Here is a 15,967-nt window from a genome sequence, read left to right on the forward strand (position 1 = left end):
ATCTGGAGTGAAATCATGGAAAACCGAAGGAAACCTGCGTCTCTCGCCGCCACGCTCGACATAAACTGCGACTGCAAAGAAGCCGTGTAATGTGGAGCTCCACATTACACATATTCGCGCGGCGTGATGTCCACGGATACGTCGTCCCATTCGTCGGTCGGGATCTCGGCCAGGCGGCGCTCCTGCAGCGCCTCGCCGGTCGAGACGATCTGGATGACGGCGGCGTGTCCGGCGGCGAGATCGCGTTCGATGCTCGCAACGACGCTGGGCGTCTGCATCGCGGTGATGAGGTGGTTGAAGAAGCGCTGCTTGGCCTGCTCGAACGCTGATCGCGCCGCCGCCTTGGCCTGCCGGTTCAGCGTGCCATGCGCCGCGCTGGTGATGCCCGACGCCTGCATGGCCGCATCGAGATTGTTGTGGATGATCTGGAACGCGCCGGCATAGGCGTCATAGATCCGGATCTGCTCGGGGGTCAGCCGATGCTCCAGCATCTCATATTCCACGCCGTCGAACGACAGCGAACGCGCGGCATAGAGGCCGAGGGCCTTCAAGTCGCGGGCGAGCACTTCCATCGCGGCGACCCCGCCATTCTCGATGGCGGCGACGAATTCGCCGCGCGTCGCGAAGGGGAAATCCTCGCCGCCCCACAGGCCGAGCCGTTGGGCATAGGCGAGGTTCGGGACGGCGGTGGCGCCGGTCGCCGAGACATAGACGATGCGGGCATTAGGCAGCGCCTGTTGGAGGCGAAGGCCAGCGCGTCCCTGCTGCGAAGGCGCGACGTCGCCGCGCGCGCCCTTGCCGCCCGCGGCATTGGCCATGGCGTGCGCCTCGTCGAACACGATCACGCCGTCGAAATCACGACCGAGCCATTCGACGATCTGCTCGACGCGGCTCGCCTTGCCGCCGCGTTCCTGCGAGCGCAGCGTTGCGTAGGTCGTGAACAGCACGCCTTCGTCGAGCCGGATCGGCGTGCCCTGCCGATAGCGCGACAGCGGCGTCACCAACAGGCGCTCCTGGCCCAGCGCCGTCCAGTCGCGCTGGGCGTCCTCCAGCAGGCGATCCGAGACGGACATCCAGACCGCGCGGCGACGGCCTTTCAGCCAATTGTCGAGGATGATGCCGGCGACCTGACGGCCTTTGCCCGCACCGGTGCCGTCACCAAGAAACCAGCCGCGCCGGAAGCGGAAGGCATTATCGTCGTCCTCGGCCGCCGCCTTCACGACTTCCCAGGTCTCATCGACGCCCCAGGCGCCGGAGAGAAATCCCGAATGGGCCTCGCCGGCGTAGATGATCGATTCGAGCTGTGCGTCGGACAGGATGCCGATCGACGCGAGGATGGTGGGCAGATGGGGACGATAGCTTGGCTTCGGCGGCGCGACAGAGGCCATCGCCGCCGACTGAACCAGAGGTGTCGGATGCGGCTTTGCGCCTGGGATGCGCAACGATTGGAGCGTGTAAGGCTCGTAGATGCTGTCGCCGAGCCGACCGGTGGGCGGCGTCCAGTCGGCCGTCTCATAAATGAGTTCGGGCGCATCGGCATCGAGAGCGGAATCCGGCGTGACGATGGGCCGAGCAATCGCCGTCCATCGCGCTGGCGCGCGCCCGGCCGCGATCGGCAAGGCGGTCGCCGGAGCGGGCGTGGTGGGGTGACGCGGCGGCACCTGGGTCTGGACCCAGCGGAGCAGCGTTGCCGTGTCCGGCGCAAGACCGGCGCTGGCCGGGAAGATCGCCGGATCGTCGGCGGGCAGCTTGTCGATGACCGTCAGTCGCGTTTCGATGCTGGTGCCGTGCTTCGCATAGACATTGCCGGCGATCGCGGCGGTGAAAACGATTCGGCCGGTCTCCTGTATTGCGACGAAGGCATCGCGCCACGCGGGGACATCTGGCGAGCAGTTCGCGCCGGTGATCGCGACCAGCCGGCCACCGAGCTCGAGCCGTGCCAGCGCTGAGGCGATGTGGCGCAGCGCCGCGTCTTTTATCTTCTGGTCGACATGGGCGACCGCCGAGAATGGCGGGTTCATCAAGACGACAGTTGGACGGACGGTCTCAGGAAGCCGATCGTCGATCGTAGCAGCGTCGTGGCGGCTGACCGCGATCTCGGGAAATAGAAGGCTGAGTAGCACCGCACGCACTTCGGCCAGCTCGTTGAGCGCGAGGTCTGCGCCTGACAGCGCGGCATGGACGGCCAGCATGCCGGTGCCGGCAGACGGCTCCAGCACGCGATCGCCGCTGTGCGCCGAGGCAGCCGTCGCGGCAACAAATGCAAGCCCGGGGGGCGTCGAGAATTGTTGCAAGGCCTGCGCGGATTCGGATCGGCGGGTGTGGGTGGGAAAGAGCGCGGCAATGCGTTCGATCATCGCGAGCGCACTCGGTGCTGCACGCGAGATGATCGCGGCCCCATATCGGCGCAGGAACAGGATTTCTGCCGCCTCGCAGACATCATAGGCGGTTTTCCAGTCCCAGATCCCTTCGGCGTCTGTGCCACCGAAGGAGGCCGTCATCGCCTCGCGCAGCGCTGCGGTCTCGACCGGACGGCCGGCTTCCAGCATCGGAAGGAGATACCGCGCGGTGGCCAAGATTGCGGCGGCCCGCGCGGCGAAGCCCGCCGCGGCCGGGGCTGACGCGGCGCCTTGCGCCGCGTCGGATAGGATGTGAGGCACTGGGAGGGTCTCCGGGAGAGCGGGAAAGAGCCGAGCCCGCCGGACGCTCTCTCTAACCGCCAGGCTCACCCGTTCCCGGCACGCCTCTCCCTCTCACGGGATGTCGAAATCCTCAGCGAGACCGAGTTCCTTCAGCCTCGCGAAATCATCCTCGCGCACGATCTCATAGTCGTTCGACCGATTGCCGTAGTGGCCGTTCCAGACCGCGCCGAGGCTCGCCCACCAGCCGTCCGGCCAGACTGCAATATCGTCGACACTGTAAGGGGGCGCGTTACTCGTCATGGTCCTTCTCCGGTTCTTGCGCGGGGCCATTCCCGCCGATGCCCAGAGGAGGGTGCCGAGCGAGGCCTTCACCGAGGAACTGAGGGGAACCCGTTCACGGGTTGAAGGCACGAGGACGCGCACCTTATTGGGCATCGATCGGACGGGATGGGTCGCGTGAAGATAGTGGGTAGGTGCCCTAACCGCGTCCGCGTCAACTGCGCGCTCGTGACAAGGCGCAAGCCGTCACAAATATTTGGCGAGTTCTCCCAGCTTCGCCAGTTCACCCCGCATCGCTTGCGGTAGCGGACCGATGACATCTTCGAGATGATGCTCGATATGATCGGTCACCAACAAGGTCTTGGTCTTGTCGATCGCCGCGATCACCGCCTGCATCTGCTGGGCGATCTGAAGGCCGTCTCGCCCTTCGGCGACCATCTCGATGATCTTGGCCAAATGCCCTTGCGCGCGCTTGAGCCGGTTGAGGAGATCGGGGTTGGCGGCATGACTCATGGGAACCTCCTTCAGCGCGGCAACGCCATCCAACCATGAACGGCAACGTAGAGCCCGACCAGCAGGATCACACCGCCTGACAAGAAGGGCGCTTTGCGCACAAGCTCGCCAAAACCCGACCAGCGCTTCGAGACCTGCCGCACGCTGATCGCAGCAATAACGCCCGACACCACCATGGTGATCGCAAGTCCGATGCTGAAACACAGCACCAGCACGGCGCCCAGGGTCAGTCTTTTCAATTGTAGGCAGAGCAGCAGGACGGTGATCGCACCAGGGCAAGGGATGAGTCCGCCGGTAAGGCCGAACACGATGATCTGCCCTGTAGTGACGTTGCTGTCGGCGAACCTGCGCCGGATATCGTCGGCATGGGCAAGCTCGTGGGCATCGGCATAGCCTCCGGTCGAGACTTCGAGCCCGTGCCCGCCCAAATTCTGATCAAGATCGCCATGGGCATGGCTATGATCATGGTGATGCCCGTCATGGTTATGATGATGCCCATGATCGTGGTGATGCTCGGCCGCTAATTGTTCGCGGCGTGTCCGCCATAACATCCAGCCCGCGATGGCGATGATCATGACACCGGAGGCGAGCTGGAAATAGGGCTCTGTCGTCTCGGCGTTGAGATTGCCGAACAGCCACATGCCGCCTAGCGCGACGATCCAGACCACCGCTGTGTGGGATGCTGTCGCGGCAAGGCCGAGAAGGACGGCCTGGCGCACCGTACCCCGGACGGCGATGATGAACGCCGCCATCATGGTCTTGGAATGCCCCGGCTCTAGCCCGTGCAAAGCGCCAAGCAGAATGGCGGTGGGAATGAACAGCCAGGCGTGCGCGGTGCTTTGCTGAAGAAGATCGGTGAGGGATGTCATGCCGAGCCGCTAGCAGATCAACAGGCTTTATCCTATCCCCCCAGAGAGGATATGGTCTGAACTGGTTCAAGTCGCACGTTTGGGCACCGAAGCCCTGTGGATCTGCCGGCCGCCAAATCAAGACTGATTGCCGAAGCGTCACGCGATCGGCGCAGGTCTCTGCCTCACATCCGTGCGAGAATGCGCTTCATCTGATTGATCTCTTCGCGCTGCGACTTGATGATCTGTCCGCAAAGCGCGACGACCTCGGGATCCTTGACTGGTGCTTTGGTACACATCAGCACCGCGCCCGAATGGTGCGGAATCATTGAGCGTAGGAATGCGCGGTCGCCGATCGTGGCCTGTGTGCGGATCAGCGCGAAGCAGCCGAGAAAAATCACGGCCGATGCGGTCAGCAGCGCGGCATTGACGGCTTTGGAAGGAAACATGTGCTTCATCGCGAGGATCATCAGCACCACCATCGGCGCGACCATCATCAGCGTCATGTATAACATATTGAGATTGTTGTAGAAGCTGCCAAGATTGTCGATCATCACGAACATCACCAAGTACATGATGATCCCGCTGACGATCGTTTGCAGCGCGAGACTGGCATAGGCGTTCTTCTTCATCGCTCTTTCTCCGTTCGGGTTCGCCCACCCCTGTCGCGGTGCTCATTTCATGCCGGGCATATCCTTCATCATCTCGTCATGGTCCTCGGGCGCGCTGGCGACGAGGCGCTTATATTCCTCGGGCGACATGCCCGGCAGGCGGCGCACGAACGCGACCATGTCCCAGATCAACGGATCGGGATGGGTTTTGCCCCAGGCCGGCATGGCGCTCAGCTTGACCCCGTGCTTGATGATCCAGAATTGCTCGCCTGCGCTCAGGTCCTGCGGCTTGGCCAGTTCGGGGGCTTGCGGATAGAGACCCTGGCTCAGTTCCGATCGCTCAACGCCGGGGCCGAGATGGCAACTCGAACACATCTCGGCATAGAGGCCCGCGCCCGCGGCGATGCGCTGCGGTGCGTTCAAGTCGGCCGGCGGCGTGATGCCGTGGGCATGAACCGCAATCGAGCGATCGCGCAGGCTTTCGAGAAGCGAATAGACCGCCGGTGTGTGGGGCGCGTCGGCTGCGATGTTGTAGATACCGAAATAGACGAATGCAGCGGTGGCGAGCAGCAGCAGCGCGATCGACGCGCCTGTAAAGGAGAGGCTCGGTAAGTGATGCCGCATCTTCTCTCTGTCCATCCCCTTGTTCCTCAATTCGCCCGGGCACCGGAATGCGGATTCAGAACCAGAACCGCACGCCGGCGACGAAGCTCGTGGTTGTCGGATCCTTGCCGTCGGCGCGCGCGAAGTCGGCGGTACGGCCTGTCTTCGCTTGATAAGAAACGCCGACATAGGGCGCGAACTGTCGGCTGACCTCATAGCGCAGGCGCAAACCCAGCTCGGCATCGGTGAGACCGGAGCCGAGCCTGATTTCGGGCACGTCCTGCGCCGACAGATTGAATTCGACGCGCGGCTGCAGGATCAGCCGCTGCGTGAGGCGCTGGTCGTAATAGCCTTCGAGCCGCCCGAGCACCTCGCCCTTGTTGCTGAGAAACAGCGCACCTTCGACCTCGAACATATAGGGCGCGAGACCTTCGAACCCGACCGTCGCATAGGTCCGTGTCGGGCTGGGCTGAAAGTCGTGACGCACGCCCGCTTGTACGTTGAAATAGGGTCCGATCGCGCGGCTGTAGAGCGCTTGAACCTCGGCGCTCTCAACGCTTTCGCGGAACGCGCCTTCGCCCTCGGACTTCAACCATAGCCGGTTTATATCGCCGCCGACCCAAGCTTCGCCGTCCCAGCGATAGCCGTCACGGCCGGCACGCGCCTGAACCTCGGCGAGGTTGAACATCACCTGATAGAGCGTCTGGCCGCCCTGCTCGCGCATCATCGCGGCGCGCGATCGGCTCATGTCAGACGCCGGAAAAAAGCGATCGGCGTAATGATCCATCGGCGGCGGGGGTGCTGGCGCGTCGCCGGCGGGGAGCCCGGTTCCGGTCTGGACCATGCCGGGCGTCGTCATTCCCGGCATGGACGACATGTCGTGAGCGCGGTGATCGCTCGACATGTCCATCCCGGGCATCGACTGCGGACCTTCCGGCGGCGTGGCCTTGGCCCCAGCGGCGGGCTTGTCCCCCATGCCCGGCATTGCGGACATGGAGGTTGTCGAATCCGGTTTGGCCGCCGGCATGGCCATGCTTCGCATAGCATCCGCGGCGGGGGCCGGCGCGCGGCGCGGTGCGGGTCTGCGCGTGGCCTTTTTGGCGGCCTTCTTCTCGACCGGCTTTTTAGCGGCCGGCCTGGCAGCCGCAGCCTTTTTGGCCGGCGCGGGCATCTTCATGCCAGGCATGCCCGGCATGTCCTGTGCCGATGCGGGCATGCCGAGCGCAAGCGCGGTGGTGGCTGCGAACGCGGCGAGCAGCCGGTTCATGCCGCGTCTCCGCGCGGGCGCACGCTGACGGTGCGCATCATGCCCGCGTGCATGTGATAAAGGAGGTGGCAGTGGAACGCCCAATCGCCGACCGCGTCCGCCGTGAAATCCCAGGTCACCTTGCCGCCCGGCTGGACGATGACGGTATGCTTGCGGGGGGCATGATCGCCATGCCCGGTGACCAGCTCGAAGAAATGGCCGTGGATATGGATCGGGTGCGCCATCATGCTGTCGTTGATAAGGTTGATCCGGACGCGCTCGCCCTCGATGAAGGGGATCGGCTCCATGTGATCCGACATCTTCACCCCGTCGAACGACCACATGAACCGCTCCATGTTACCGGTCAGGTGAATGTCGAGGCTACGCCCCGGCGCGCGGACGTCGGGATTGCGGGTCAGCGCCATCAGATCCTTGTAGACGAGTACCTTGTGGCCGACATCCTCGAGCCCCTGGCCAGGCTCCCCGGTCCGGTCGATAGGCATCGGCGCGATCGTCTGCACGCCCGGGCCCTTCTTCACCTGGGGCGCGTTTGCGAAATCGCGCATCTTCATGGACCCCATGTCCATGGTCCCCATCGATCCCATGTCCATGCCGCCCGTCTTGGAATGGTCCATCCCGGCCATGTCGCTCGACGCCATGCCGGGCATCGAAGATGGCGCAGCCGGCATTGCCGTGGCGCCGGGCGTCGCGAGCTTCGCCGAGGGGTTCTGCTCGGCTGAAGGGTCGATGCCACGCGGCGGCGTCATCCCCCCGGACATGTTCATGCCCTCCATTCCGGGCATGCTCGACATGTCCATCCCCATATCCTTCATCGTCGCCAGCGGCCGCTTGCGTAAAGGTGGCACCTCGGCCGCCATGCCGGCACGCGGCGCCAGCGTACCCCGCGCCATCCCTGAGCGATCGACCGCCTCGCCGACCAAAGCATAGGCGCGATCATCAGGTGGGATCACGATGGCATCATAGGTTTCGGCGACGCCGATCTGGAACTCGTCGACCTCGACCGGCATCACATTCTGCCCGTCGGCCTGGATGATGCTGAGCTTGAGTCCCGGAATGCGGACGTTGAACGTGGTCATCGAAGACGCATTGATGAAGCGCAGCCGCACGCGCTGGCCGGGCGTGAAAAGCGCGGTCCAATTGTCTCGCGGGCCGTGGCCATTGACGAGATAGGTGTAGGCGGCGCCGGTCGTATCGGAGATGTCGGTGGGGTCCATTCGCATGCGGCCCCAGTCCATCCGGTCCTTGAGCGTCTGGTCTCGGCCGGCGAGCAGGCCGGCAAGCGTCTGCTTCTGGAAATTGAGGTTGCCGGGATCGACCTTCATGCGGCGAAAGATGGCCTCCGGGGAGATTGGGCTGTGATCCGAAAGCACGATGACATGCTCGCGGTCTGACGCGATCGGGTCGGTCCCGGTGGGATCGATAACGATCGGCCCGTAATGGCCGAGCTGCTCCTGGAGCCCCGAATGGCTGTGATACCAATAGGTGCCCGACTGGCGGATCGGGAATTCATAGGTGAAGGTGGAGCGCGGCTTGATGCCGGGAAAAGACAAGCCGGGGACGCCGTCGAACTGGGTGGGCACGAGCAGCCCGTGCCAGTGGATCGAGCTGTCCTCGTCGAGATCGTTGACGACGTGGAGCCGGACGTTCTGGCCTTCGCGCAAGCGGATAAGCGGCGCCGGTACGGTGCCGTTGATGCCGATCGCCTTGGATGCGCGCCCGTCGATCATCATCGTCTGGCGCGCGATCTTGAGCGTGATGTCCTCGCCCGAGACCATCGGCAGCGGCGCGGTGAGCCCCGGCGACACGCTTTGCGCCCAAGCGGGCATCCAGGCCGCGAGCGCAAGGCCGCCTCCCGTCAGCGTCGCGCCGCGCAATAGCTGACGGCGGTTCATCGGTTCGCTCATGGTCATTCCCGGTTTTCGGATCTGCGACAGCACGTTCGAAAGGCACTACGCAGCGCAAGCAGCCAGCCCTCGCGTCGTTTCAAAAAAGTCAGATGGGGTTTGACACCGTGTCAGGGTCAAGAGCGGGGATTCATTGATCCTTGAGGCGCTCGGTGAGCCTGGCCCGTGCCCGGCGCACGCGGGTTTCGACGGCTTTCTCGCTGATCGAAAGCGTCGCGGCGGTCTCGGCCTGGCTCATATCCTGGAGCGTGCGCAGCACTAGGGGCTCACGCAACGCGGCGGGCAAGTCGGCGATCTCGCGCGCGACCCGCGCCATTTCCTGGCGGCCGGCGACTTCGGCATCGGGCAGACTGCGGTCGTCGGCGACGCGGCTGGCGCTCTCCTCCAGCGGAAGCGCGAAGGCGAACAGGCGCCGCACTGCGCGCCGCCGCCGCCAGTCGCGGCATTTGTTGAGCGCGATGGTGGCGAGCCAGCGTCGCATCGGCCGGTCGGTGTCGTAGCGCGCGAGCGCCCGATGCGCGGAGACGAAGCTTTCCTGGACGAGGTCGAGCGCCTCGTCGGCATCGCCAATATTGCCGGCGATGATGCGATAGACGGGCTCGCGATAGCGGCGCATGATCTCGGCAAAGGCGGTGTCGCGTCCGGCGATACTGAGCGCAGCCAGTTCGCCGTCGCTCAAACTGGTGAGATCGAGCGTCACCGTGCGTCGACGGTCAGCGCCTTCACCACCGCCTGATCGAATTTGGCCGCCTGATCGGGGCGGAGAATCTGCCGCATCGCAAAGATATGCGCGAGCGTCTCCTTCTGAAGTTCGCCCATCGCCATGTGCGACGCGTCCACCGCAGCGGCAACCTGCGGGCCATTGCCATGCTCGGCCTGGATCGCGCCGGCGAGCCGTGCATTGGCAGCGCGTAGCTCGAGTTCGAGCGCGCGGCGCCGGAGCGCGAAGCGCTGCTCGAGGGCGTCGAGCCGGGCTTCCTGGCCTGCGTCGAGCTTGAGCTGATGGTGGAGCACCTCATGAAGCTCGGTACCCTCACCCCGAGGTGCCGGGATCAGCGTGCGGCCCAGATACACCCCGGCGATGCCGGCGAGGAACGCCGCCAGCGCGATCACGATCGTCCAGCGCAGCGGCTTCACCGGCTCGCCATCAGCAGCGTCGAGGGGGCGAGCGGGCTCGATGGTCCGAACGGCGATAGAGTATTCGGCGCTGCCGACGCCCCGGGGCTGCCGGTGGCAACGCCCAGCATCAGGGCGGCAAGGGCGACAGCCGCGCCCATGCCGATGCCCTGAAGCGGCGTGGCCGCCACGCGTTCGTGCAGCCGCTCCAGCACCGCGCCTTCGATCGACGCGAGTCCCGGATGTGCCGGCATGGCCGAAAGCCGCCGCAGGGCTGCATCCAAATCCTGTTCCATGGTCTTCTCCGCTCGCCCCTTTCTCGCTCTTACGCGCGAGGCGGCGCAATCCCTCAAAAAAAGCAGCCGCAGGGCCGGAGATTTCGTGGGGCTGTCGATGAGGGTTGCGCGCGAAAGATGCGTATTCCTGATTGCCGGCGCCTTGCCGGCCTCGGAGAATTGCTCATGCGTTTTGCACCTATCGTCGCCGCGGCGCTGCTTGTCGCGCCCGTCGCCGCCTATGCTCACCCCAAGCTCGTATCCGCCACGCCCGCGCCCAATGCGGTGGCCGCGCCGACTGCGCGCCTCCAACTGGTCTTTTCCGAAGGACTCGTTGCCCAATTTTCGGGCGCGGACCTCGTCATGACCGAAATGCCCGGCATGAAGATGAACGCGCCGATGAAGATGCCGGCCACGGCAGCGCTCGGCGCCGACGGCAAGACGCTCGTCGTTACGCTTCCCAAGGCGCTGCCGGCCGGCAGCTACACGCTCAGCTATCATGTCGTGTCGACCGACACACACCGCGTCGAGGGCAGCTACAGCTTCAAGGTCAAGTAAATGTTCGACGCGAGCGCGGTGATCCTCAGACTCGGGCTGTATCTCGACCTGATGGCGCTCTTCGGCATCGCCGCGTTCGCACTCTATGCACTGCGCGGCGACGAACGGCGCTTCGACGGCGCGATCGCCCTGGGTCCATGGCTTTGGGTCAGCACTGTCCTGGGAACGCTCTTGTCGCTTGGCGGCCTGCTCATGCTCGCCGCCGGGATGGCGGGCGTCTCGCTCGCGTCGGTCGATCTCGCGTCGGTCGAGTTGATCGTCGGCGCGACCAGCGTCGGCGCGGCCTGGATCGTGCGCATGGCCATGCTCCTGCTCGCGTTCGTCGCCGTTCTCGCGCTCCGCCGCCGGCCGGCACCCGCCTTGTCGCTCGTGGCGGGGGCCGGAGCGATCGCACTGGCCAGTCTAGCCTGGGGCGGCCACGGCGCCATGGACGAAGGTGCTGTGGGCTGGGTCCATCTGACTGCGGATATCGGCCATCTGCTTGCGGCCGGCATCTGGGTCGGCGCGCTACTCGCGCTGTTACTACTGGTGTTCCGGCGGCAAGATCTGGTCGATCGCGACCACCTCATCCTGTCGCACCGCGCGCTGGCCGGATTCTCGCTGGTCGGCACGCTCACAGTCGCGGCGATCATCCTCTCGGGGCTGGTCAATAGCTGGCTGCTGATCGGGCCTGCCAACATCCTCAAGCTGCCGTCGAGCCTGTACGGCCAGTTGCTCATTGCCAAGCTGCTCCTGTTCGGTGCGATGGCGGCGCTCGCAGCGACCAATCGTTTCAGATTGGTCCCGCAATTCGAACGGTCGCTCCCGTCGGCCGACCATAGAGCGGCGCTCCGCGCGCTCCGGCGCAGCCTGGCCATCGAAACCGGTTGCGCGGTCGCCGTGCTGGCGCTGGTCGCGTGGCTGGGAACGCTCGAACCACCCATGTCCGCAATGTGAACGCGGTACCGGAAGGAAAGACGAAGATGCCCGAACGCGACGCAAGCGCAGGCGCACAAGACCCGCCGACGTTCACACCTCCGCTCGGGACGGGCGACACCGAAGACTATGACCGCGCGATCCGTATCTGGACGCGCGAGCTGCGCTGGCGTGGCGCCATGCTCGACTTGCTCGCGCCCTGCGCGGGCGAGACGATCGCCGATGTCGGATGCGGAACCGGCAGCTTTGCGATTCTGCTCAAGAAGCAGCACCCCGAAGTGGAGGTCATCGCAATCGATCCCGATGCACAGGCGCTGGACATCGCGCGCAACAAGGCAAGCCGCGCGGGCGTCGAGATCGACTGGCGCCAAGGCTTCGCCGACACGCTTCCCCCGCAAGATGCCGATGCGGTCACATCCAGCCTCGTGTTCCACCAGGTCCCGCTTGCCGGCAAGCGAAGCGGCTTGGTGGCGATGTACCACGCGCTGAAACCGGGTGGGCGCCTCGTCCTTGCCGATTACGGGCGCCAAGGGGGCCTGATGCGGCTCCTGTTCCGGCTCACCGTCCAACGACTCGACGGCGTCAAAGACACCCAGCCCAACGCCGATGGCGTCCTTCCCGGCCTGATCGCCGACGTCGGCTTCGCCGGAGTGACCGAGCGCCAGCGCATTCATACGATGACCGGCACGATCGAAATTCTCACCGCGGACAAGCGCTGAACGGCACGCGTCAGTCCGACAGGCTGCCGAATCAATTAGGGTCTTGACCCTGACATGATGTCAAGCTCCACACAGACTCGCATCGGAGGACCGTCAGATGAACCATGCCGACCACCATGCGCATCCCGGAAGCGATTGCTGCGCCGGCGACGCCAGAAACGAAGGCAAGGTGAAGGACCTGGTCTGCGGCATGACCGTGGACCCTGAGACCACGCCGCATCAGGCGTCGCATGACGACCAGGACTATCATTTCTGCAGCGCGGGCTGCCGGACCAAATTCGTCGCGAACCCGCAAGCTTATCTAGGTGATCGGCGCCCTGCGCCCGCCGTCAATCCGGGAGCGATCTGGACCTGTCCGATGCACCCGCAGATCCGCCGCGAAGGGCCGGGCACTTGCCCGATCTGCGGCATGGCGCTCGAACCCGAAGAGCCCTCGCTCAACGACGCGCCCAACCCCGAGCTCATCGACTTCACGCGACGATTCTGGGTGTCTGCGGTTCTGTGCGCGCCGCTGCTTGGCGTTTCGATGGGCGCCGAGATGCTTGGCATCCATCTCGTGGATCCGATGTGGTCGCCCTGGGTGCAACTGCTGCTGACGGCGCCGATCGTGTTGTGGGGCGGATTGCCCTTCTTTGAGCGCGGCTGGGCATCGCTCAGGACCCGACACTACAATATGTTCACGCTGATCGCGATCGGCGTCGGCGCGGCATTCCTCTACAGCCTGGTCGCAACGGTCGCGCCCGGCCTCTTGCCGCCGAGCTTCCGTGAACATGGCGCGATGGTGCCGGTCTATTATGAAGCGGCCGGCGTGGTCGTGACACTGGTCCTGCTCGGCCAGCTGCTCGAGCTCCGCGCCCGCGCGGCGACCGGACGCGCGATCCGCGCGCTGCTCGACCTTGCGCCCAAGACGGCGCGGCGGCTCGATGCCGACGGTATCGAGCGCGAGGTGGCGCTGGCCGAAATTGCCGTCGGCGACAAGCTGCGCGTCCGGCCCGGCGAAGCCATTCCGGTTGACGGCGTGGTGATCGAGGGCCGCTCCTCGGTCGACGAATCGATGCTGACCGGCGAGCCCGCACCAGTGCTCAAGGAAGCGCAGGCCCAGGTCACCGGCGGCACGGTCAACGGCACCGGGAGCCTGGTGATCGACGCGCAGGCGATCGGTTCCGACACCGTACTCGCCCGGATCGTCAAGATGGTGGCGCAGGCGCAGCGCAGTCGTGCGCCGATCCAGACGGTGGCGGATCGCGTCTCGGGCTGGTTCGTGCCGCTGGTCGTCGTAGTCGCGCTGGCCGCTTTTACGGTGTGGAACTTGGTTGGCCCCGAGCCGCGCTTCGGCCATGCGCTGCTGAACGCGATCGCGGTGCTGATCATCGCTTGTCCCTGCGCGCTCGGACTCGCGACACCGATGTCGATTATGGTCGGCACCGGGCGCGGCGCGCATGCCGGCGTGCTGGTCAAGAATGCCGAGGCGCTGCAGGCGCTGGAAAAGGTCGACACGCTGGTGATCGACAAGACCGGGACGCTGACCGAGGGCAAGCCCAGGCTGATCGCCGCCGAGGCGCTCGGCGACCTAGGCGAAGACGCACTGATCGCCGCTGCGGCGGCGGTCGAGAGCCGTTCGGAGCATCCGCTGGCGCGTGCGATCGTCGAGGCGGCCGAAGCCAGGAAGCTCACGTTGGAGCCGCTCGAAAATTTCGAATCGCAGACCGGCCTCGGCATTAGCGGCCGCGTCGGCGGTCGTGCGGTGGTCGTCGGCAATGCCGCGCAGATGCGGCGTGTCGGCGTCGACCCGGCCGCGCTCGACAAGGCGGCGGAGGCGCATCGGGCAGAGGGCGCCGGCGTCATGCTGGTGGCGATCGATGGGCGCCTCGCCGGCCTCATCGCGGTTGCCGATCCGCTCAAGGAATCCGCGCGCGCCGCGATCGCGGAGCTGCACCGTGACGGGCTCAGGATCGTAATGCTGACCGGCGACAGCCGGGGAACGGCGGAGGCAATCGCGCGCCAGATCGGCGGGATCGATGAAGTCCATGCCGATCTCAAGCCCGACGACAAGGCGCAGATCGTCGGTGAGCTCAAGGCGAAGGGCGCGACAGTGGCGATGGCCGGCGACGGCATCAACGATGCGCCCGCGCTCGCCGCGGCCGATGTTGGCGTGGCGATGGGCACCGGCACGGATGTCGCGATCGAGAGCGCAGGCATGACGCTGACCAAGGGCGACCTGGCGGCGATGGTGCGCGCGCGGCGGCTCGCACACGCGACGATGGGCAATATCCGCCAGAATTTGTTCTTCTCGTTTCTGTTCAATGGGATCGGCGTGCCGGTCGCGGCGGGCGTGCTCTATCCGGTCGCAGGCATATTGATGTCACCGATGTTTGCGGGCGCGGCGATGGCGCTGTCGAGCTTCACGGTGGTATTGAACGCGCTCCGGCTAAATAGGGTCAAGCTGTGAACATCGGCCAGGCCTCGGAGGCGAGCGGCGTGTCGCAGCGGATGATCCGTCACTATGAAAAGATCGGGCTGATCCCGCACGCACCGCGTCGTGACAGCGGCTATCGCGACTATTCGCCGGCCGATCTCCACCGGCTGCACTTCATCGCCAATGCACGCGACCTGGGCTTTCCGATCGAGGAAATCCGCGTGCTGCTCGACTTGTGGAACGACCGGGGCCGATCAAGCGCGGAAGTGAAGGCGCTGGCGACCGCGCGAGCCGAGGAACTCCAGCGCAAGGCAGAAACACTAGAGGCGATGCGCCATACTTTGGTCGATCTGGCCGAGCGCTGCCATGGCGATGCACGGCCTGACTGCCCTATCATCGAAAGGCTCGCGCGCGATGGCTGATTCCGGCACCCGTAACCTTCTTCGCAGCCGCAACGAATTGACTCCCGTGGAAGGGAGGAGCATTTTCATACTGTGCTGAAGTTGCTGCGCCATCTCCTGTGCATTGGCATCCTGTTCGGCCTCGCCGGAAACGGGATAGCGGTCGCGGCGCCGTGCCTGTTGATGACGCAGGACCAGATCGCTTCCAATGCCGCCATGCCGGACTGCAAGATGGCAACCGGCTGCATGGACTGCGCGTCCAAAGCCGGTAAGACCGACAAGGGTTCCAAACCCGGCTGCATGGCAATGGCCGCGTGCAGCGCTGTGCTCGGCGTCAAAGATTCGGCCGCGCCGTCGACGGCCCAACTGACACCGATTGCCGGAGCGTTCTGGCCGACATCGGTCATCCTTACCGGCCACGACACCGGGCCTGAACCGGAACCACCCACCTTCCTTGCCTGACCTTCGCGCGCGGGTTCGCGCTTCCTGAAGCCCTGAGCGGCTGACGGAGCGCGCCGTAACCCGCGCCAGAGTGAATTTCAGACCAAGGATAGTATCATGAAAACGATCAACCTGTCGGCCGCGACGATCGCGGTCGCGCTTTCAACTCTCGCAATCACAGCACCCGCGTTCGCGCAGGGCGCCGCATCCAGCCAGGCCCAGGGTCACTATGAGTGGCAGCGGGCTCCGCAATATGGGCCGCGTGCGCCGTTGCAGGCACCGCGGCGTGTCTGGGTGCCAGATGCCACGCAGGTCGCAAGCTGCAACTGCGACATGATGAAGATGAGCAGCACTGCCGCCGCTAACTGCATGAAGGGAATGCCTGGCATGGCATCGCCTTCGGCCCCTTCGGCCGGCTAGGCACAGGTTCTGGCCGCTTCAGGTCGCATAGACGGCTAG

At 65.3% G+C, this 15,967-nt stretch carries 18 protein-coding genes; 7 read left to right on the plus strand and 11 right to left on the minus strand.

The annotated features are described in order from the left end of the window. Nucleotides 1-104: 104 nt before the first annotated feature. The 11 genes from ACP7BY_RS18035 to ACP7BY_RS18085 form a co-directional block, all read right to left on the minus strand. Complete coding sequence (locus ACP7BY_RS18035; protein ID WP_426288245.1) at nucleotides 105-2,660, minus strand: strawberry notch-like NTP hydrolase domain-containing protein; 2,556 nt, start codon at nucleotides 2,658-2,660, stop codon at nucleotides 105-107. Between the two features lie 93 nt (nucleotides 2,661-2,753). Next, nucleotides 2,754-2,942, minus strand: a complete 189-nt coding sequence (locus tag ACP7BY_RS18040; RefSeq protein ID WP_137903075.1) for a hypothetical protein — start codon at nucleotides 2,940-2,942, stop codon at nucleotides 2,754-2,756. Nucleotides 2,943-3,167: 225 nt separating this feature from the next. Further along, a complete protein-coding gene (locus ACP7BY_RS18045) occupies nucleotides 3,168-3,434 on the minus strand; it encodes a metal-sensing transcriptional repressor (protein WP_033966329.1) in 267 nt (88 codons plus the stop codon). 11 nt (nucleotides 3,435-3,445) lie between these two features. Then, on the minus strand, nucleotides 3,446-4,303 hold the full coding sequence (locus ACP7BY_RS18050) for a nickel/cobalt efflux transporter (RefSeq protein ID WP_033966303.1): 858 nt from the start codon (nucleotides 4,301-4,303) through the stop codon (nucleotides 3,446-3,448). Between the two features lie 164 nt (nucleotides 4,304-4,467). Beyond that, nucleotides 4,468-4,914, minus strand: coding sequence for a DUF305 domain-containing protein (locus ACP7BY_RS18055; protein WP_033966305.1), 447 nt, complete (start codon nucleotides 4,912-4,914; stop codon nucleotides 4,468-4,470). Between the two features lie 42 nt (nucleotides 4,915-4,956). Then, nucleotides 4,957-5,517, minus strand: a complete 561-nt coding sequence (locus ACP7BY_RS18060) for a c-type cytochrome (protein ID WP_249340879.1) — start codon at nucleotides 5,515-5,517, stop codon at nucleotides 4,957-4,959. Between the two features lie 55 nt (nucleotides 5,518-5,572). After that, complete coding sequence (locus tag ACP7BY_RS18065; RefSeq protein ID WP_033966308.1) at nucleotides 5,573-6,763, minus strand: copper resistance protein B; 1,191 nt, start codon at nucleotides 6,761-6,763, stop codon at nucleotides 5,573-5,575. After that, nucleotides 6,760-8,667 carry a copper resistance system multicopper oxidase gene (locus tag ACP7BY_RS18070; RefSeq protein WP_137903074.1) on the minus strand — a complete coding sequence of 636 codons (1,908 nt, stop codon included), beginning with the start codon at nucleotides 8,665-8,667 and terminating at the stop codon, nucleotides 6,760-6,762. Before ACP7BY_RS18070 ends, ACP7BY_RS18065 begins: the two co-directional genes overlap by 4 nt. A 130-nt stretch (nucleotides 8,668-8,797) precedes the next feature. After that, entirely contained in the window at nucleotides 8,798-9,367 is a 570-nt protein-coding gene (locus tag ACP7BY_RS18075; RefSeq protein WP_033966309.1) for an RNA polymerase sigma factor, read from the minus strand. Further along, on the minus strand, nucleotides 9,364-9,804 hold the full coding sequence (locus ACP7BY_RS18080; protein ID WP_137903073.1) for a periplasmic heavy metal sensor: 441 nt from the start codon (nucleotides 9,802-9,804) through the stop codon (nucleotides 9,364-9,366). Before ACP7BY_RS18080 ends, ACP7BY_RS18075 begins: the two co-directional genes overlap by 4 nt. Further along, nucleotides 9,801-10,079: a hypothetical protein gene (locus ACP7BY_RS18085; RefSeq protein WP_033966311.1), complete on the minus strand. Its 279-nt coding sequence runs from the start codon at nucleotides 10,077-10,079 to the stop codon at nucleotides 9,801-9,803. Before ACP7BY_RS18085 ends, ACP7BY_RS18080 begins: the two co-directional genes overlap by 4 nt. A gap of 165 nt (nucleotides 10,080-10,244) precedes the next feature. On the opposite strand from ACP7BY_RS18085, the gene copC reads away from it, so the two are divergent. From copC to ACP7BY_RS18120, 7 genes are all read left to right on the plus strand, one after another. Beyond that, nucleotides 10,245-10,616, plus strand: coding sequence for a copper homeostasis periplasmic binding protein CopC (copC, locus tag ACP7BY_RS18090; protein ID WP_033966312.1), 372 nt, complete (start codon nucleotides 10,245-10,247; stop codon nucleotides 10,614-10,616). Beyond that, nucleotides 10,617-11,552, plus strand: a complete 936-nt coding sequence (gene copD / locus ACP7BY_RS18095; RefSeq protein WP_033966313.1) for a copper homeostasis membrane protein CopD — start codon at nucleotides 10,617-10,619, stop codon at nucleotides 11,550-11,552. A gap of 26 nt (nucleotides 11,553-11,578) precedes the next feature. Beyond that, nucleotides 11,579-12,250, plus strand: coding sequence for a class I SAM-dependent methyltransferase (locus tag ACP7BY_RS18100; protein WP_137903071.1), 672 nt, complete (start codon nucleotides 11,579-11,581; stop codon nucleotides 12,248-12,250). A gap of 97 nt (nucleotides 12,251-12,347) precedes the next feature. Further along, nucleotides 12,348-14,699, plus strand: coding sequence for a heavy metal translocating P-type ATPase (locus ACP7BY_RS18105; protein WP_137903070.1), 2,352 nt, complete (start codon nucleotides 12,348-12,350; stop codon nucleotides 14,697-14,699). Beyond that, nucleotides 14,696-15,088 (plus strand): Cu(I)-responsive transcriptional regulator, encoded by a 393-nt coding sequence (cueR, locus tag ACP7BY_RS18110; protein WP_033966314.1) that lies wholly within the window; start codon nucleotides 14,696-14,698, stop codon nucleotides 15,086-15,088. The genes ACP7BY_RS18105 and cueR overlap by 4 nt, the downstream gene beginning before the upstream one ends. A 72-nt stretch (nucleotides 15,089-15,160) precedes the next feature. After that, complete coding sequence (locus tag ACP7BY_RS18115) at nucleotides 15,161-15,529, plus strand: hypothetical protein (RefSeq protein WP_033966315.1); 369 nt, start codon at nucleotides 15,161-15,163, stop codon at nucleotides 15,527-15,529. A 96-nt stretch (nucleotides 15,530-15,625) separates the two neighbouring features. Continuing rightward, the gene (locus ACP7BY_RS18120; protein WP_033966316.1) at nucleotides 15,626-15,928 is read left to right on the plus strand and encodes a hypothetical protein; all 303 of its coding nucleotides are present in this window, start codon (nucleotides 15,626-15,628) and stop codon (nucleotides 15,926-15,928) included. The last annotated feature ends 39 nt before the right edge of the window (nucleotides 15,929-15,967 follow it).

This window comes from Sphingomonas sp. PSPC2-2 (assembly GCF_049897725.1).
Taxonomy (GTDB): Bacteria; Pseudomonadota; Alphaproteobacteria; order Sphingomonadales; family Sphingomonadaceae; genus Sphingomonas.